The 14,644-nt window shown below is 66.9% G+C and carries 20 protein-coding genes; 8 read left to right on the top strand and 12 right to left on the bottom strand.

The features are described from left to right. Positions 1-23 precede the first annotated feature (23 nt). Positions 24-986: a prolyl aminopeptidase gene (gene pip / locus H7A85_RS09285; protein WP_182085655.1), complete on the bottom strand. Its 963-nt coding sequence runs from the start codon at positions 984-986 to the stop codon at positions 24-26. Next, positions 983-2,416 carry a cysteine--tRNA ligase gene (gene cysS, locus H7A85_RS09280; protein ID WP_182085654.1) on the bottom strand — a complete coding sequence of 478 codons (1,434 nt, stop codon included), beginning with the start codon at positions 2,414-2,416 and terminating at the stop codon, positions 983-985. Before cysS ends, pip begins: the two co-directional genes overlap by 4 nt. Positions 2,417-2,629: 213 nt before the next feature. Here cysS and H7A85_RS09275 point away from each other — a divergent pair, with 213 nt between their 5' ends. Continuing rightward, the gene (locus tag H7A85_RS09275; RefSeq protein WP_182085653.1) at positions 2,630-2,896 is read left to right on the top strand and encodes a hypothetical protein; all 267 of its coding nucleotides are present in this window, start codon (positions 2,630-2,632) and stop codon (positions 2,894-2,896) included. A 12-nt stretch (positions 2,897-2,908) separates the two neighbouring features. Here the strand turns inward: H7A85_RS09275 and H7A85_RS09270 are convergent, their stop codons facing one another. Genes H7A85_RS09270 through H7A85_RS09260 form a run of 3 tightly spaced genes read right to left on the bottom strand, consistent with a single transcriptional unit; the run spans position 2,909 to position 5,341 of the window. After that, on the bottom strand, positions 2,909-3,520 hold the full coding sequence (locus H7A85_RS09270) for a LysE/ArgO family amino acid transporter (RefSeq protein ID WP_182085652.1): 612 nt from the start codon (positions 3,518-3,520) through the stop codon (positions 2,909-2,911). A 13-nt stretch (positions 3,521-3,533) separates the two neighbouring features. After that, the gene (locus tag H7A85_RS09265) at positions 3,534-4,571 is read right to left on the bottom strand and encodes a M20/M25/M40 family metallo-hydrolase (RefSeq protein WP_182085651.1); all 1,038 of its coding nucleotides are present in this window, start codon (positions 4,569-4,571) and stop codon (positions 3,534-3,536) included. Between the two features lie 20 nt (positions 4,572-4,591). Then, complete coding sequence (locus H7A85_RS09260) at positions 4,592-5,341, bottom strand: SOS response-associated peptidase (RefSeq protein WP_244631069.1); 750 nt, start codon at positions 5,339-5,341, stop codon at positions 4,592-4,594. A 53-nt stretch (positions 5,342-5,394) separates the two neighbouring features. Here H7A85_RS09260 and H7A85_RS09255 point away from each other — a divergent pair, with 53 nt between their 5' ends. The 7 genes from H7A85_RS09255 to H7A85_RS09225 all read left to right on the top strand — a co-directional run bounded on the left by H7A85_RS09255 (position 5,395) and on the right by H7A85_RS09225 (position 9,695). Continuing rightward, complete coding sequence (locus H7A85_RS09255) at positions 5,395-5,832, top strand: NUDIX domain-containing protein (protein WP_182085650.1); 438 nt, start codon at positions 5,395-5,397, stop codon at positions 5,830-5,832. A 96-nt stretch (positions 5,833-5,928) separates the two neighbouring features. Next, on the top strand, positions 5,929-6,381 hold the full coding sequence (locus H7A85_RS09250; protein ID WP_244631068.1) for a TIGR02301 family protein: 453 nt from the start codon (positions 5,929-5,931) through the stop codon (positions 6,379-6,381). Between the two features lie 83 nt (positions 6,382-6,464). After that, complete coding sequence (locus H7A85_RS09245) at positions 6,465-6,725, top strand: hypothetical protein (RefSeq protein ID WP_182085649.1); 261 nt, start codon at positions 6,465-6,467, stop codon at positions 6,723-6,725. A 33-nt stretch (positions 6,726-6,758) separates the two neighbouring features. Continuing rightward, positions 6,759-7,607 (top strand): hypothetical protein, encoded by an 849-nt coding sequence (locus H7A85_RS09240; protein WP_182085648.1) that lies wholly within the window; start codon positions 6,759-6,761, stop codon positions 7,605-7,607. Between the two features lie 83 nt (positions 7,608-7,690). After that, entirely contained in the window at positions 7,691-8,539 is an 849-nt protein-coding gene (locus H7A85_RS09235; protein ID WP_182085647.1) for a folate-binding protein YgfZ, read from the top strand. Further along, positions 8,536-9,174, top strand: a complete 639-nt coding sequence (locus tag H7A85_RS09230; RefSeq protein WP_182085646.1) for an HD family hydrolase — start codon at positions 8,536-8,538, stop codon at positions 9,172-9,174. Before H7A85_RS09235 ends, H7A85_RS09230 begins: the two co-directional genes overlap by 4 nt. Next, positions 9,171-9,695 (top strand): tyrosine protein phosphatase, encoded by a 525-nt coding sequence (locus H7A85_RS09225; RefSeq protein WP_182085645.1) that lies wholly within the window; start codon positions 9,171-9,173, stop codon positions 9,693-9,695. Before H7A85_RS09230 ends, H7A85_RS09225 begins: the two co-directional genes overlap by 4 nt. Here the strand turns inward: H7A85_RS09225 and recO are convergent. From recO to pyrE, 7 genes are all read right to left on the bottom strand, one after another. Beyond that, on the bottom strand, positions 9,676-10,401 hold the full coding sequence (gene recO, locus H7A85_RS09220) for a DNA repair protein RecO (RefSeq protein ID WP_182085644.1): 726 nt from the start codon (positions 10,399-10,401) through the stop codon (positions 9,676-9,678). The two genes, H7A85_RS09225 and recO, sit on opposite strands and share 20 nt — an antisense overlap. An 83-nt stretch (positions 10,402-10,484) precedes the next feature. Next, positions 10,485-11,432, bottom strand: a complete 948-nt coding sequence (gene era, locus H7A85_RS09215; protein ID WP_182085643.1) for a GTPase Era — start codon at positions 11,430-11,432, stop codon at positions 10,485-10,487. 79 nt (positions 11,433-11,511) lie between these two features. Beyond that, positions 11,512-12,219: a ribonuclease III gene (gene rnc / locus H7A85_RS09210; protein WP_182085832.1), complete on the bottom strand. Its 708-nt coding sequence runs from the start codon at positions 12,217-12,219 to the stop codon at positions 11,512-11,514. After that, positions 12,207-12,941, bottom strand: a complete 735-nt coding sequence (gene lepB, locus H7A85_RS09205) for a signal peptidase I (RefSeq protein WP_182085642.1) — start codon at positions 12,939-12,941, stop codon at positions 12,207-12,209. Before lepB ends, rnc begins: the two co-directional genes overlap by 13 nt. Positions 12,942-13,038: 97 nt before the next feature. Beyond that, entirely contained in the window at positions 13,039-13,443 is a 405-nt protein-coding gene (acpS, locus tag H7A85_RS09200; protein ID WP_182085641.1) for a holo-ACP synthase, read from the bottom strand. Next, positions 13,440-14,015: a DUF2062 domain-containing protein gene (locus H7A85_RS09195; RefSeq protein WP_182085640.1), complete on the bottom strand. Its 576-nt coding sequence runs from the start codon at positions 14,013-14,015 to the stop codon at positions 13,440-13,442. The genes acpS and H7A85_RS09195 overlap by 4 nt, the downstream gene beginning before the upstream one ends. Before the next feature lie 23 nt (positions 14,016-14,038). Continuing rightward, positions 14,039-14,617: an orotate phosphoribosyltransferase gene (gene pyrE, locus H7A85_RS09190; RefSeq protein WP_182085639.1), complete on the bottom strand. Its 579-nt coding sequence runs from the start codon at positions 14,615-14,617 to the stop codon at positions 14,039-14,041. Between the last annotated feature and the right edge of the window lie 27 nt (positions 14,618-14,644).

Raw genomic sequence — 14,644 nt, 5'->3', positions numbered from 1 at the left:
CCCCTTCCGGTGCTGTCAGGCCCTCAGCTTGGCCCGCCCGCGAAACGATCGGTCGCGCGGATCAGGCGATCGAGGGTGCCGGGTTCCGAAAAGGCGTGCCCGGCGTCCTCGACGATCTGCAACTCGGAATTCGACCAGGCCTTGTGGAGTTCCCAAGCCGTGACGGGCGGCGTGACCACGTCGTAGCGCCCCTGGACGATGATGCCGGGAATACCGGCCAATCGGTCGGCGTTGGCGATCAGCTGCCCCTCCTCCATCCAAAGGTCGTGGACGAAGTAGTGGTTCTCGATGCGGGCGAAGGCGATGGCGTGATCGCTGGCACCGAACCCGCCCGCGACGTCGTGGATCGCGCGCATGGAGACGGTTCGCGCCTCCCAGTCGGTCCAGGCGCGCGCCGCGCGCGCCCGCACGTTGCGGTCCTCGTCCAGGAGCAGGGCGCGATAGGAGGCGATGGGATCGGCGCGCTCGGCATCGGAAAGCGGGGCGAGGAAGCGCTCCCATTCGTCGGGAAACAGGCGGCCGGCGCCCTCCCGGTAATACCAGTCGAGCTCGCTTCGCCGGCCGGTGAAGATGCCGCGCAGCACCATCTCGGTGACGCGCGCGGGATGCGCCTGCGCATAGGCGAGCGCCAGCGTCGAGCCCCAGGAGCCGCCAAACAGCATGAACCGCTCGAAGCCGACCTGGAGCCGGAGCCGCTCGATATCCTCAACGAGATCGGGCGTCGTGTTGGCTCGCAACTCGCCGAGCGGCGAGGACCGGCCGCAGCCGCGCTGATCGAACAGGAGCACGTTGTAGCGCGCCGGATCGAACAGGCGCCGATGCGCCTGGCTGCAGCCGCTGCCCGGCCCCCCGTGAAGGAAGACGACCGGCTTGCCCTCCGGCGCGCCGCAAAGCTCGTAGTAGAGGACGTGCCCGTCGCCGACATCGAGATGGCCGGTCCGGTAGGGCTGGATCGCCGGATAGGCCTGACGTCGCGTCTGGCTCAACGCCGGATCTCCCAGGTCGTGACGCGCTCGCCCGTGGCCGGGTCCTTTCCGTCTTTCAGAAGAATGCCTTGCGCCGCGAGCTCTTCTCGGATGCGGTCGGCCGCCGCGAAGTCCTTGGCCCGCAAAAGCTCCAACCGCTCGGCGATCCGCGCAGCCGCGTCCGGCGCCAGAGCCTGCTCGCGCACCGGCTCGATGCCGAGAAGCTTCAGGCAGGCGAGCGCATGCCCCGCTCGGCCGTCGTCGAACAGCGCATGAACGCGGGCGATCGCGTTGGCAAGGGAAAGGTCGTCGCAGACGAAGCGCAGGAACTCGTCGTCGACCGTGTCACTTGCGATCGTTCCTTCGGCGCGCGCCAGGCGCTCCCACTTCGACAGCTCGCGCACCGCGTCCTCGAGCTTGGCCGCCGTGAAGTCGATCGGCTCGCGGTAGTGAGTCTTCAGCATCAGGAGGCGCACCGCCTCGCCCGGCCAACGCCGGCCGCCGATCGTCTCGCTTTCCAGGACATCTGCGATCGTGACGAAGTTGCCTTCCGACTTCGACATCTTGCGCCCGTCCACCTGGACGAAGCCGTTGTGCAGCCAGACTTCAGCCATGCGCTCGGTGCCGTGCGCGCAGCAGGACTGGGCGATCTCGTTCTCGTGGTGCGGGAAGATCAGGTCGAGACCGCCGCCATGGATATCGAAGGTCTGGCCGAGATAGGCCGCGCTCATCACCGAGCATTCGATATGCCAGCCCGGACGCCCACGACCCCACGGGCTGTCCCAGCCGGGCTCGCCCTCGCTCGACAGCTTCCAAAGGACGAAGTCGGCCGGGTTGCGCTTGTACGCCTCGACCGCGACACGCGCGCCGGCCTGCTGGTCCTCGAGCTTGCGATGCGACAGCGCCCCGTAGCCCGGCATCGACGACACATCGAACAGAACCTCGCCGCCCGCGACATAGGCATGGTTCTTCGCGATCAGCGTCTCGATCATCGACACCATGTCGGGCAAGCCGTCGGCGCGCGGAGAAACGAAGGCGGTGGCGCGCGGCTCCACGTCGGGCGGCAGGCATCCGAGCGCCGCCACGTCCTTATGGAACTGCGCGGCGGTCTTTTCGGTGACGCGCGCGATCGCCTCGTTCAAGGGAAGATCGGGATAGTCCCTTGCCGCGCGTGCGTTGATCTTGTCGTCGACGTCCGTGATGTTGCGGACATAGACGACCCTCTCGGCCCCGTAGAGATGACGCAGGAGACGGGACAGGACGTCGAAGACGATCACCGGCCGGGCGTTGCCGATATGGGCGAAGTCGTAGACCGTCGGTCCGCACACATACATCCGCACCCGGCGCTCGTCTTCCGGCACGGTGTCGGAGCGCCAGTCCAGCGGACGAAACTCCTCCCGGGTGCGGGTCAGCGTGTTGGTGAGCAGCAGCGGAATGGCGCGGTGATTCATCGTAGGCCCTCGAAACGTCGCCGCCGAGGCGGCAAGGCAGAGCTACAGCCAAAGCACGCTCGGTTCAAACCGAGGCAGGATCGCACCGTCCTTCACGACGGCGTGTAGGCGAGTGGGAAGTATAAGTCCTTGAAGAGCATTTTGTACCGCATCGCACAATGATGCGTTCACGCCACATGTCCCGGTCGCAACGTTTCGTTAAGTATAGATTCCTTGATTTTCCTGATTCGCGCCGCCAAACCGTCGCAATCCGACGCTCAATTCGCCGCTCCACGCAAAACCCGACAGGCATTCGGAATGACCCAGCAGCAGTTCAACTTCCAGTCGCGACGTGAGCGCGAGCGCGATCAAGAGTTTCTCAAGAATTACGGCGATATCGGCATCGCCGCCGTTCTGGCTGCCAGCGCCGCCCGCCGCAAGGAACAGGCGCTGCAGATCAGCCGCAAGCTGCACACGGCCAACCACAACGCCCACGACTGAGCCGACGAAGGCCTAAAGGCTTCGAACGAGGCCAAAGGCGAGAAGCGACATGATGGACGCGATCACCGCGTCCAGAACGCGCCAGGCCGACGGTCGCGCGAAGAGCGGCGCCAGAAGGCGGGCGCCGTAGCCAAGGGCAAAGAACCAGGCGAACGAAGCCGTCATCGCGCCGGCTGCATAGGCGATGCGGGCCCCCGCTTCGCCATAGCGCGCCGACAGGCTGCCGAGCAGGATCACGGTATCCAGATAGACATGCGGGTTGAGGAAGGTCAGGGCGAGGCAGGTGCCAGCCGCCGCCCGCAATGTCATTTCCCGCCCGCCCCGGACCGACATTGCGGACGGCGCCAGCGCACGGCGCGCGGCGATCAGCGCATAGGCGGCCAGAAAAAGCGCGCCGCCGAGCGTCACGTACCAAAGGAGCGACGGGTGGGCTGCGATCAGCCGTCCGAGCCCCGCGACGCCGGCCGCGATCAGCACGGCGTCGGACAGCGCGCAGATCAGGCAAAGGGTGAAGACGTGACTTCGCGCCAATCCCCGTTCGAGAATGAAGGCGTTCTGCGCGCCGATCGCGACGATCAGCGCGCCGCCCGTGGCAAAGCCGCGAAGCGCCGGTTCGAAGAGCATGGCTCGTGAACCCTCAGCGGGTGGCGACGAAGGCCGCCAGCACGTCCCGCGCGGCAAGGAGATCGCGCCGGTCGATCATCTCGCAGACGGTGTGGATGTAGCGCGTGCCGACCACGATGCCGATGGCGCGCGCGCCCGAGGCCGCCTGCTGCAGCGCCGCCCCGTCCATGCCGCCGCCGGCCAGGATCGTGCGCTGCCAGGGAATGTCGTTCGCCCGGGCGATGTCCTCGAACTCGCGCGTCAGCCGCAGATCGGCGATGAAGGAATTGTCCTTCAGATGCAGCCCGAAGCCCTTGCCGAGTTCGGTGGTCTTGTCGCGTTCGGGCACGCCCGGCGTGTCGCAGGCGAGCGTCGTGTCGATGCCGATCCCGATATGGGGGCGCAGATCGGCGGCGACCGTGCGGGCCCCGCGAAGGCCGACCTCCTCCTGAACCGTGAAGGCGACGGTGAGCCGGCACTTGTGCTTCGCGCCGTCCGACGCGAGCTTGCGAGCGACCTCGAGCCCGAGCCAGCAGGCGATGCGGTTGTCCAGAGCCTTGGAGACGATGCGCTCGCCCATCTCGACCAGCGGCTCGTCCATCACCACGAAGTCGCCGACACGCACCTTGTCCTTCGCGGCGGACCCGAGGCCGATATCGACGAAGAAGTCCGTCGGCTCCGGCACCTTCTTGCGGTCTTCGGGGGCGGAGATGTGGATGGGCTTGCCCTCCGCCATCATGATCCCCTTGTAGTCGCCTCCCTCGGTGCACACGAGCACGCGACGCGAAAACAGGTTGCGCGGATCGAAGCCGCCGACCGGTGAGACGTGGATGAAGCCCTTGTCCGAGACGTGGCTCACGAGGAAGCCGATCTCGTCCATGTGGCAGGCGAGGACCACGCGCTCGGGATCGTCGCCCTCTCCGTTGCGCGTGCAGACCAGCGATCCCATCACATCCGTTTCGATCGTGTCGAAGAGATCGGCGGCTTCCGCCGCGATGAGATCGCGCACGCGGTGTTCGTGGCCGGGAACGCCGGGGGTTTCGCAAAGGCGCTTCAGGAGATCGATGTTCATGGCGACGGGCTCGGCGGGGGCTAGAGAAGGCGCGGCTGGCTCGGCGACGGGCCGTCGCCGCGCGGCGAAGATGGCTCCAACGGTTCCTGAACCTGCGGCCTCATGTTGGCAACCGTATTCACGAGATCGGACACCCGAACCGCGGCGAAGCCATCCGTCCACCTGGCATGCAGAAGATCGGCGACGTCGTCCGGCGCGTGGTTCTCTACATCGAGCCAGCGCTCGAAATCTTCCTCGCCGATCACGACGGGCGCGCGCTCGTGGATCGGGCGAAGCAAAGGCTCGGCGGGCGCCGTCAGGATAGCCAGCGTGTCGATCTCGCTGCCGTCCGGCGCGAGAAAGGTTTCGAAGATCCCCGCGAACGCGACGACCCCGCCATCCACCGGCCGGATGAAGAACGGTTGCCCTTTCTCGCCCTCGCGGCGGCGCCATTCGTAGAAGCCCGATGCCGGAACGAGGCAGCGGCGATAGCGCAGCGCCGCTCGAAACGAGTTGCGCGCGCCTGCGTTTTCAGCCCGCGCATTGAACATCAGCGGCAGATGCGCCGGGTCGCTCGCCCATGCGGGAATGAAACCCCAGCGCGCCAAGGCCCCTTCCCGGCGCACGGCACCGCGCCGCTTGACCGGCGCGACGTAGAGAACGGGCTGCGTCGGCGCGATGTTGTATCGCGGCGGGAACGGGTCGAGCGCGCCCAGCGAGAAGGTTTCGGCCACGGCTTCGGGCGTGGCCGTCAGGGAAAAGCGTCCGCACATGAGGGGGATGTAGCGCATCCCTCGCGGAGGCGACACTTGGCGGCGGTGCGCGCGATCGCTATGCCACGGGGATGACCGTCAGACGACCTCTCCTCGGCGTATCCGTCTGCCTCCTGCGCGAGGGCGCGGTGTGCCTCGTGAAGCGCGGCCATGCGCCGTGGAAGGGCGCATGGAGCCTGCCGGGCGGGCGTGTCGAGTTCGGCGAGCGGTTGGAGGACGCCGCGCGCCGGGAGCTCGGCGAGGAAACGGGCGTCTCCTTGGCGCATGTCGAATTCGTGCGCCTGCACGAAGCGATCGACCCGGCGCATGACGCCCATGCGGTCATCGCCGTATTCCGAGCGCGCTTCGAGGGGACGGTGGAGACCGTCCAGGCCGCCGACGACGCGGAGGAGGCACGCTTCGTCCCGGTGGAGGCGGTCCGGTCGATGGAGTTGGAGGGGCGAACGACGCCGGGCCTCGCCGACATCGTCGAGGAGGCAGGCGCCACCGCCCCGTCGGCCGGGCGCTGAGCCGTTCTTTTCGGGCGCTAACCTTAACGCGGCAAGTTCTTGACCGCGCGTCAAGAGCGTCTTGCAATCACCCCATTCGAGTTGCAAATCTGCCGCATGAGCGCTGCGGAAAATTTGGTTCAATTGGTTCGCGTCCTGGGTCTCGGTCTTCTGCTGGGATCGATGGCGATGCAGCCTTCCAGCGCTCAGGACAAGAAGCCCGCGCCGGCCGAACCGGCACCCGCCGAGAGCACGGCCAAGCCGTCCAACGCTCCGTACATGAAGCCGCTCGGTCGCTTAGCGACGGTGCTCGGCTCGTTGCATTTCCTGCGTGGCATCTGCGGCGATGCGAATGCCGACGTGTGGCGCGAGAAGATGGACGCCATTCTGAAAGCGCAGTCGCCGAGCGAGGCGGATCGGCGCGTTCTCGTGGCGCATTTCAACCAGGGATACCGCGCGTTCGAGTCCACCTATCGAAAGTGTACCCCGGCTGCGACGGTCGCGGTGGAAAGATATGCCAAGGAAGGCGCCGACCTTTCGCGAGAGATCGGCGCAAGGTACGGAAATTAACGATTTGTTCAGACGGCGGAAATCGTCGTTGCCTGCCGCGTGTGGTTCAGCCATTGCACGAGGCGGAAAATGGAGTTCCCGGTATGATCGATCTGCACGGTTCCGACCTCGACGAGCTGATCGTCGCCGAAAAGAAGCAAGTCGCCAGCGAGTATCATAGCGAGGCCTGGGCGGACGGCATCTCGGACGGCATCGAGACGGAGATCCTCGCCGAGACCGCGATGGTGACAGCGGTGACGGAACTCGTTCGCCGCCACGGCGATGCGGACGTCCTCAAGATGCTCGACACGCTTCGCCAGCGCGTGGAGTTCGGCGAGTTCCGCGCCGTCCGTTCGCTGCAATAGATTCGGCATGACAGAGTTCGCGAAGGGATCGGAATGACCGTTTCACGACTCCGCGCCGCCTGTCTGGCATCCGCCCTTCTTCTGACCGGCGGCTTTGCGACCGCGCCGGCCCTCGCCTTTTCGCAGATCACGGGCGAGGACGGCACGGTCCCACCGGGCCGCGAAGGCATCGTCTCGGTCCCCCTGCCGCCCATTCCGGGCGCGCCCGAGCCCTCAGCCCCTCCCCCCGCCAGTCAGCCGACGCCGCCTGCCGGGGTCGCGCAGGAAACACCGCCTACGGTTGCTCCGAGCACACCTCCCGCCCCCGGGGCCCAGCAAACGAACGAAGCGGCGCCGAGCGACGACGGCATCGATGGGGACGCCGATGCCGGCGCGCAAGAAGGCGCACGGGCGACACCCCAGACCGAGCTTCCCCCGATCGAGATCGTGCGGGGCGACGAAGGCCTGCCGAAGCCGGTTCGCGACCTGCGCGAGAAGCTGATGGAGGCGGCGCGCAGCGGCGACATCGAGAAGCTCCGTCCGCTTCTGGAAACCGGAGCGGACCCAACGGTGGTGTCCGCCGAGCCGCTGGAGCAGGACCCGATCCAGACGCTCAAGGATGCATCGGGGGACGGCGAAGGCGTCGAGCTTCTCGCCATTCTCCTGGAAACGCTGGAAGCCTCCCATGTCCGCCTCGACGCGGATGGCGAGAACGACATCTACGTCTGGCCCTATTTCACGCAGGTGAACCTCGAAGCGCTGACCAAGCCGCAGCTCGTCGAGCTGTTCGAGCTGGTGACTGCGGGCGACTACCAGCGCATGGTGGCCAACGGGGCCTACGACTTCTACCGCGTCGGCATCTCGCCGGAAGGGCGGTTCGAGTTCTTCGTCGCCGGCGACTGAGCCGCGCTTAGCCCCTTGTCTTCAACGAACGGATCGGCACATAGGCAACGAGCGCCGAGCTCGAAGCCAGTGGATCACCGCCCATGCCCTCCGCCCGACTGTCCGATCGCTCCACGCTTCACGTGACGGGCGAGGACGCCCAATCCTTCCTGCAGAATCTCGTCACCGCCGACCTCGAAACATTGGAGGAAGGCGACGTTCGGCCCTCTGCCCTCCTGACGCCACAGGGCAAGATCCTCTTCGACTTTCTGGCGAGCCGCATCGAGGGCGGTTTGCGCCTCGACGTCGCGGCCGGTGCGCGCGGCGACCTCGCCAAACGCCTCACGCTCTACAAGCTCCGCGCCAAGGTCGCGATCGTCCCGTCCGACGAAGCCGTCGGTGCGGCCTGGGACGAAGCGACTTCGCCGGCATCCGGCCTTCGGGATCGGCGTTTCCCCGCCGAGGTTTTCCGCGTCTACGGAGCGCAAGCCGAAGCGCTGGACGATGATACGACTGCGTTCGAGGCGCTGCGCTTCTCGCTCGGTATCACCGAAGCGGAGCGGGATTTTCCCGCCTCCGACGTGTTCCCGCACGATGTCCTCCTCGACCAGAACGGCGGGGTCTCGTTCCGCAAGGGCTGCTATGTCGGGCAGGAAGTCGTGTCCCGGATGCAGCATCGCGGCACCGCGCGCCGCCGCATCATGGTGCTTCGCGCCGAGGGGCACCTGACGCCGGGCGCGAACCTCAAGGCCTCGGGCAAGACGATCGGCACGGTTCTCTCTGCGGCCGGCAGCCTCGGCGTCGGCATGGTGCGGATCGACAAGCTCGCCGACGCCCTGGCAGTCGGCGGCACCTTGAGCGCGGACGGCGTGCCGCTGGAAGCCGAGGTTCCGGAATGGGCGGCCTACGCCCTGCCGGAGCCCGCCGCCACGCCGGCCGCCGACGAGGCATGACGGGACGTGGATCGAAGGCGCCCAGGCCGCCGCGCGTCTGGCAGCGCATGCTGTCTGGCCGCCGGCTCGACCTGCTCGACCCTTCCCCGCTCGACATCGAGATCGAGGACATCGCCCACGGGCTGGCGCGCGTCGCGCGGTGGAACGGGCAAACGCTTGGCGATCACGCCTTTTCCGTCGCGCAGCATTCGCTGATCGTGGAGGAGATCATCGCGGCACGAGAGCCGGACCCGCGCTGGCGGTTGGCCGCCCTCCTTCATGATGCTCCCGAATACGTCATCGGCGACATGATCTCGCCGTTCAAGAGCGTGCTCGGCGGCGACTACAAGGGCGTCGAAGCGCGGCTGCAAGGCGCGATCCATCTGCGCTTCGGCCTGCCGGCGGAACTGCCCGCATCGGTAAAGCGCGCGATCAAGGGCGCCGACAAAGTGTCCGCCCATTTCGAGGCGAGGCTTCTGGCCGGCTTCGAGCCGAGGGAAGCCGAAGCCTTGTTCGGCAAGCCGGGCGGCGTGGCGCTTTCCCCTGACCGCTTCACCCCCCTGCCTGCCGCCGATATCGGCCGACGCTTCATCGAGCGCTTCCGCTTCCTGCGGGATATCGGCGCCATTCCAACGAAAAGGACGATCGCCTCGTGACCTACCTCGTGGTTTCTTCGCTCGCCGATCTGCACGCGACCGTCGCCGAGCACGGCGCGGGCGACGTGGTGACGCTGATCAACGCCGACACGGCAGTAGAGCGTCCGCCCTCGATCGGCGCGGAGCGGCATCTGTTTCTCGGCATGAACGACATCGCCGCGCCCGCCGAAGGGCTGACGCACCCGGGGTCGCACCATCTCGACCAGCTTCTGGAGTTCGGCCGGCGCTGGAACCGCGAGAAGCCGCTCGCCGTCCATTGCTGGGCCGGCATCAGCCGGTCGACGGCGGCAGCCTATATCCTGGCGATCGCAATCAACCCGGAGCTCGACGAGGAAGCCTTGGCGCAGGAGCTCCGCCGCCGCGCGCCCTCGGCGACGCCCAACCCGCTCCTGATCCAACTAGCCGACGAAAAGCTCGGGCGCGGCGGGCGTATGGTGGCCGCGATTCAGCGGATCGGACGCGGCGCGGATGCCTTTGCCGGAACGCCGTTCGTTCTCCCGCTCACGCTTTCGAACGGTTGATGACGCCGAGCGTGCCCAGCCGGGCTTCCGGCTCGGGCAGGCCCCGCGGCTCCCAGACATGGCGAGCGAGGAAGAAGCGGGTCATCCGAAACCCGGCGCCGATTTCCGCCAGATCGGTCGGCGCCGCCGCATCGTGGAGAAAGGCCGGCAGCGGCAGCAGCCTGTCCTTCCACGGCTCGCCGGCCTCGCGGCTGACCGCTCGGCCCGATTTCGGCGAGACATAGACGAGAGCCTCGCGCCCGCCGGTGGCCGCGCAGGTTTCGAGATCGAGGCCGAAGCCGAGCTCCTCCAAAAGCGCGATCTCGAAGCGCAGGATCAGCGCGCCGGCCGACAAGGGATCGTGCAGGTGTCCGACGATCAGTTCCAGCGCGTCGAACAGGCGCGGATGCGCGTCGCGCTCGGGCAGAAGGCGCAAGTGCGCAGCCAGAAGCTGAATGCCGTAGAGCCCGACGGCGCTTCCCATCAATTGCGCGGCGCGAAGCTCGACCGGCTCCACCGTCATGAAACCGAGATGCTCGTCGAGCCGGGCGCGCCAGGTCGCCTCGACCGTGTTGCCGGGCTGGAGAACGGGCTGGAGCCGACGCGAGCGCCCGCCACGCACGAGCCCAAGATGCCGGCCCCGTGCGCGCGTCATCACCTCGGCGACGACACTCGTCTCGCCCTGCCGGCGAACGCCGAGAACGATGCCCTGTTCACGCCACTCCATGGGAAGCGAGGATGCTCCGTTCGCGCTGCGCCAGGCCTTTCATATAGGACGGCTTAGGCCTTCTTACACGAGACGGGGAATGCTCAGGACGAGAAGTCGAGCCCCATCTCGCGATAGCGTTCGGGATCGTCGCCCCAGTTCTCGCGCACCTTCACGAACAGGAAGAGATGGACCTTCTGTTCCGCCGCTTCCGTGATCTCCTTGCGCGCCGCCTGTCCGATCGCCTTCACCGTCTCGCCCTTGTGGCCGAGAACGATCGCCTTCTGCGACGGACGCTCGACATAGATCGTCTGCTCGATGCGCACCGACCCGTCGGGCCGCTGCTCCCACAGCTCGGTTTCCACGGTCGAAGCGTAGGGAAGCTCCTGGTGGAGGCGGAGATAGAGCTTCTCGCGGGTGATCTCGGCCGCGAGCTGGCGCAGCGGCAGGTCGGAAATCTGGTCTTCCGGGTAGTACCACGGGCCTTCCGGCAGGCGCTGGGCCAGAAACGACATCAAGTCGTCGCAGCCCGATCCGGTCAGCGCGGAGATCATGAACACGCGCTCGAAATCGGCCTTGGCGCTGACCTCCTGCGTCATGCCGAGGAGGCGGTCGCGCTTGATCCGGTCCACCTTGTTGAGAAGCAGAACCTTGGGCTGCTTCACGTCGGCGAGCTGGGCGAGGATCGCTTGGACCTCGTCGTTCAAGCCGCGATCGGCGTCGATGATTGGCAGAACGATATCGGCGTCCTTTGCGCCGCCCCAGGCGGTGCGCACCATGGCGCGGTCGAGACGCCGCTTCGGGTTGAAGACGCCGGGCGTGTCGACGAAGACGATCTGCGTCCGGTCGCGGATCGCGATGCCGCGCACCAGCGCGCGCGTCGTCTGCACCTTGTGCGTGACGATCGAGACCTTGGTGCCGACGAGCTGGTTCACCAGCGTCGACTTGCCGGCATTGGGCGCGCCGAGGAGCGCTACGAAGCCGGATCGCGTCGGGGTTTCGGCCTCGACGGCTGTTGTGGTCTCGTCCGGCGTCGTTTCGTGTTCGCTCAAAGGTGCTCTCGCTCTTGGGTCCGCTTTTCGCGGCGGCCTGAGGAATGAGGACGCTTCTCGGCGCCCATGGAATGCCCGTTCAGGATGTTTCCCACACGCCTTCGCGAGTGAGAATCGCCTCGGCGGCCCGTTGTTCCGCCACACGCTTGGACGGCCCGCTCCCCTCGGCCGGCACCACCTTCGCGACCGAGGCGCGAACGGTGAAGACGGGCTCGTGGTCGGGGCCGGACCGGTCGAGAAGCTCGTAGGTCGGCGGCGCGCCGGAACGCTTGTGCGCCCATTCCTGAAGCTCGGTCTTCGGGTCCCGCCGCGCCACCTGCGGCGCCGCGATATGGGAAGCCCAGCGCTCCAAGATGAAGCCGCGCGCCACCTCCAGACCATGCTCGAGGTAGATCGCGGCGATCAGCGCCTCCACCACGTCGGCGCGGATGTTGCGGTTCTTACCGGCGGCCGCGCGCTTCAAATCCGCGCCATGACGAATGAATTCGTAGAGCCCGATCTCGTCGGCGACGGCCGCGCAGGTCTGCGCGCTGACCAGCGTGTTGAGGCGGAGCGACAGGTCGCCTTCGTCGGATTTGGGATAAAGCTCGAAGACCTTCTCGGCGATGACGAGGCCAAGAACGCGGTCGCCCAGGAATTCCAGCCGCTCGTAGCTGGAGCCGGTGGACGACTTCTTGAGGCTGGAATGGGTGAGTGCCCGCTCCAGCCGGTTCAGGTCGGCGAAGCGCAGGCCGATCCGGTCCTGCAGGCGATCCAGCGCGTCGCTGTTGCCCTTCACCCGAGCCATGTCAGGATGCGGCCCGGCAGCATGTTGGTCGGCCATTCCCAGATCTTGAGCGGCGAAGCGTCGTTCTGCATGGAGAAGAAGATCACCCGCGCCTTGCCGACGAAATTCTCGAAGGGCACGTAGCCGACGTCGAAGCGGCTATCCAGCGAGTTGTCGCGGTTGTCGCCCATCATGAAGTAGTGACCGGCGGGCACGACGAACTCGCGCGTGTTGTCGCCGACGGAATCGGGCTCGGCATCCAACGTCGTGTAGGTCACGCCGTTCGGCAGCGTTTCGCGATATTGCGGGATCTGCGTGCCGCTTTCGGTGGTGAAGAAGCCGTCCGGCTCCTTGGGCACCGCCTGCCCGTTGATGTAGAGCACGCCCTCGCGCATCTGGACGCGATCGCCCGGCAGGCCGATCAGGCGCTTGATGTAGTCGGTCTGCACCTCGTTCGGCTTGCGGAAGACGATGACGTCGCCGCGTTCGGGGTCGGACGCCAGGATGCGGCCGTCGAACAGATCCGGTGAAAAGGGCAGCGAGTATTTCGAGAAACCGTAGGACCACTTCGAAACGAAGAGATAGTCGCCGATCAGAAGCGTCGGCATCATCGAGCCGGACGGGATCGAGAAGGGCTGGAACAGGAAGGTGCGGATGACCAGCGCAAGCAACAGCGCCTGGACGACGACCTTCACCGTCTCCCCGAAGCCACCCTTGTCCTTGCTGACGGCGCGATCGACCATACGAATGCGTTCCTGATTGCGGTCTTGCGCGCCCCGAGGCGCACCCGGCCCTAGTAACGGCTCGGCAAGGTTTCGGCAACGGTTTCCCGGCCGCGCCTCAAACCGTGCCGGGAAGGGCCTCGATGATGACGAAGGCCTGGGCCAGCGGAAAATCGTCGGTGATCGTCAAGTGGATCACCCCGCGATGCCCTTCGGGAAGCATCCGGGCGAGCCGTTCGGCCGCTCCGCCGGTCAGCGCCATGGTCGGCTGGCCGCTCGGCAGGTTGACGACGCCCATGTCGCGCCAGAAGACACCCTGGGACAGACCGGTTCCGAGCGCCTTGGCACAGGCTTCCTTGGCCGCAAAGCGTTTGGCGTAGGACGCCGCGCGCTGGGCACGACGATCGGATTTTTCGCGCTCGATCGGCGTGTAGACGCGTTCGGTGAACCGGCTCCCATGCCGATCGAGAGTCTTTTCGATGCGACGGATATCGATGAGGTCGCTTCCCAAGCCGATGATCACGACGGCATTCCCGCCGAACGGGGGCCTGCCCGACCGACCTTCGCCCTGTGCGAGCGCGCGGTCTGGAAGCTTTGGACGCCGATGCGGACCAGGGCGTAGGCGACAAAGGCGAAGAACAGACCGAGCGGGACGCTGCCGACCAGCATCGGCTTGAGGTAGGGCTCCCAGATCGCCGTGATGTCCATATGCGTCAGCGCGGAGCCGAGGCTTTCGGGCGCATGCCCATCCGGCACTTCGGCGCGCAGGACGTAGCGCCCCGCCTCGTAGGTCGAGGCCCAGATCACGGGATAGGTCAGCGGGTTGCCGATCAGGCAACCCAGCGCAGCCGCCGCGATGTTTCCGCCGATCAGATAGGCGATCACGAAGGCCATCACGAAGTGGAAGCCGATCAGCGGCGTAAAGGTCGCGAAGACGCCGGCCGCGACGCCCGCCGCCACCGCGTGCGGCGTCGCGCGCAGGCGCAGGACGCGCTTCTGCATGTAGCGCAGCGAGCGCCGCCACGACCGGCGCGGCCACAGGGCGCCGCGCAGGCGCTGCGCGAGGGTTTCGGGCTGGCGACGCCGGAAGAGCATGGATCGTTGGATTCCAAGGGCAACTAGAGCGAGCGGCTACCGGGTTTGATAGGCGCAATTGCGGCAAGTTCCGGGGGCAGATCGTCCGCAGCGTAGCTCGGCACCTCGTATTGCGCCAGCGACACGAGCGGCACGCCGACATCGACCTTGCCCGCCGAGCGGTCCACGACGCAACCCGCCGCCAGCACCTCGGCGCCGAGCTCGCGCAGGCAGGTGATCGTTTCGCGGATCGACAAGCCCGTCGTCACGATGTCCTCGATGATCACCACCCGCGCACCCTTCGGGATCTCGAAGCGGCGCAAGCGAAAGACGCCGTTCTCGCGCTCGACGTAGATCGAGGGGGCGCCGAGATGGCGCGAGGTCTCGTAGGCCGGAATGAGACCGCCGACGGCCGGGCCGACGATATAGTCGATCGGCCCGCCGATCGCCGCGCGCAGCCGTTCGGCCAGCGCCTTGCAGAGTTCCTCGGTGTATTGCGGATGCATGAACACCCGCGCCTTCTGCAGGAAGATCGGGCTGCGCCGCCCGGAGGTCAGAATGAAGTGCCCTTCCAGATAGGCTCCGGCCTTGCGGAAAATCTCGATGACGTCTTCGGTCTGCATGTCCGACGGCCCCTGGCGCTGATCGCG

This window comes from Aureimonas sp. ME7 (assembly GCF_903970965.1).
In the GTDB taxonomy this organism is placed as follows: Bacteria; Pseudomonadota; Alphaproteobacteria; order Rhizobiales; family Rhizobiaceae; genus Aureimonas.
This window is presented reverse-complemented; position numbering and strand designations above follow the sequence as displayed.

Coding starts and splice junctions, on each gene's coding strand:
- cysS (WP_182085654.1), bottom strand. CDS start 2,416: ATGAATCACCGCGCCATTCCGCTGCTGCTCACCAACACGCTGACCCGC.
- H7A85_RS09270 (WP_182085652.1), bottom strand. CDS start 3,520: ATGCTCTTCGAACCGGCGCTTCGCGGCTTTGCCACGGGCGGCGCGCTG.
- H7A85_RS09265 (WP_182085651.1), bottom strand. CDS start 4,571: ATGAACATCGATCTCCTGAAGCGCCTTTGCGAAACCCCCGGCGTTCCC.
- H7A85_RS09260 (WP_244631069.1), bottom strand. CDS start 5,341: ATGCGCTACATCCCCCTCATGTGCGGACGCTTTTCCCTGACGGCCACG.
- H7A85_RS09255 (WP_182085650.1), top strand. CDS start 5,395: ATGACCGTCAGACGACCTCTCCTCGGCGTATCCGTCTGCCTCCTGCGC.
- H7A85_RS09250 (WP_244631068.1), top strand. CDS start 5,929: ATGAGCGCTGCGGAAAATTTGGTTCAATTGGTTCGCGTCCTGGGTCTC.
- H7A85_RS09245 (WP_182085649.1), top strand. CDS start 6,465: ATGATCGATCTGCACGGTTCCGACCTCGACGAGCTGATCGTCGCCGAA.
- H7A85_RS09240 (WP_182085648.1), top strand. CDS start 6,759: ATGACCGTTTCACGACTCCGCGCCGCCTGTCTGGCATCCGCCCTTCTT.
- H7A85_RS09235 (WP_182085647.1), top strand. CDS start 7,691: ATGCCCTCCGCCCGACTGTCCGATCGCTCCACGCTTCACGTGACGGGC.
- H7A85_RS09230 (WP_182085646.1), top strand. CDS start 8,536: ATGACGGGACGTGGATCGAAGGCGCCCAGGCCGCCGCGCGTCTGGCAG.
- recO (WP_182085644.1), bottom strand. CDS start 10,401: ATGGAGTGGCGTGAACAGGGCATCGTTCTCGGCGTTCGCCGGCAGGGC.
- rnc (WP_182085832.1), bottom strand. CDS start 12,219: ATGGCTCGGGTGAAGGGCAACAGCGACGCGCTGGATCGCCTGCAGGAC.
- lepB (WP_182085642.1), bottom strand. CDS start 12,941: ATGGTCGATCGCGCCGTCAGCAAGGACAAGGGTGGCTTCGGGGAGACG.
- H7A85_RS09195 (WP_182085640.1), bottom strand. CDS start 14,015: ATGCTCTTCCGGCGTCGCCAGCCCGAAACCCTCGCGCAGCGCCTGCGC.
- pyrE (WP_182085639.1), bottom strand. CDS start 14,617: ATGCAGACCGAAGACGTCATCGAGATTTTCCGCAAGGCCGGAGCCTAT.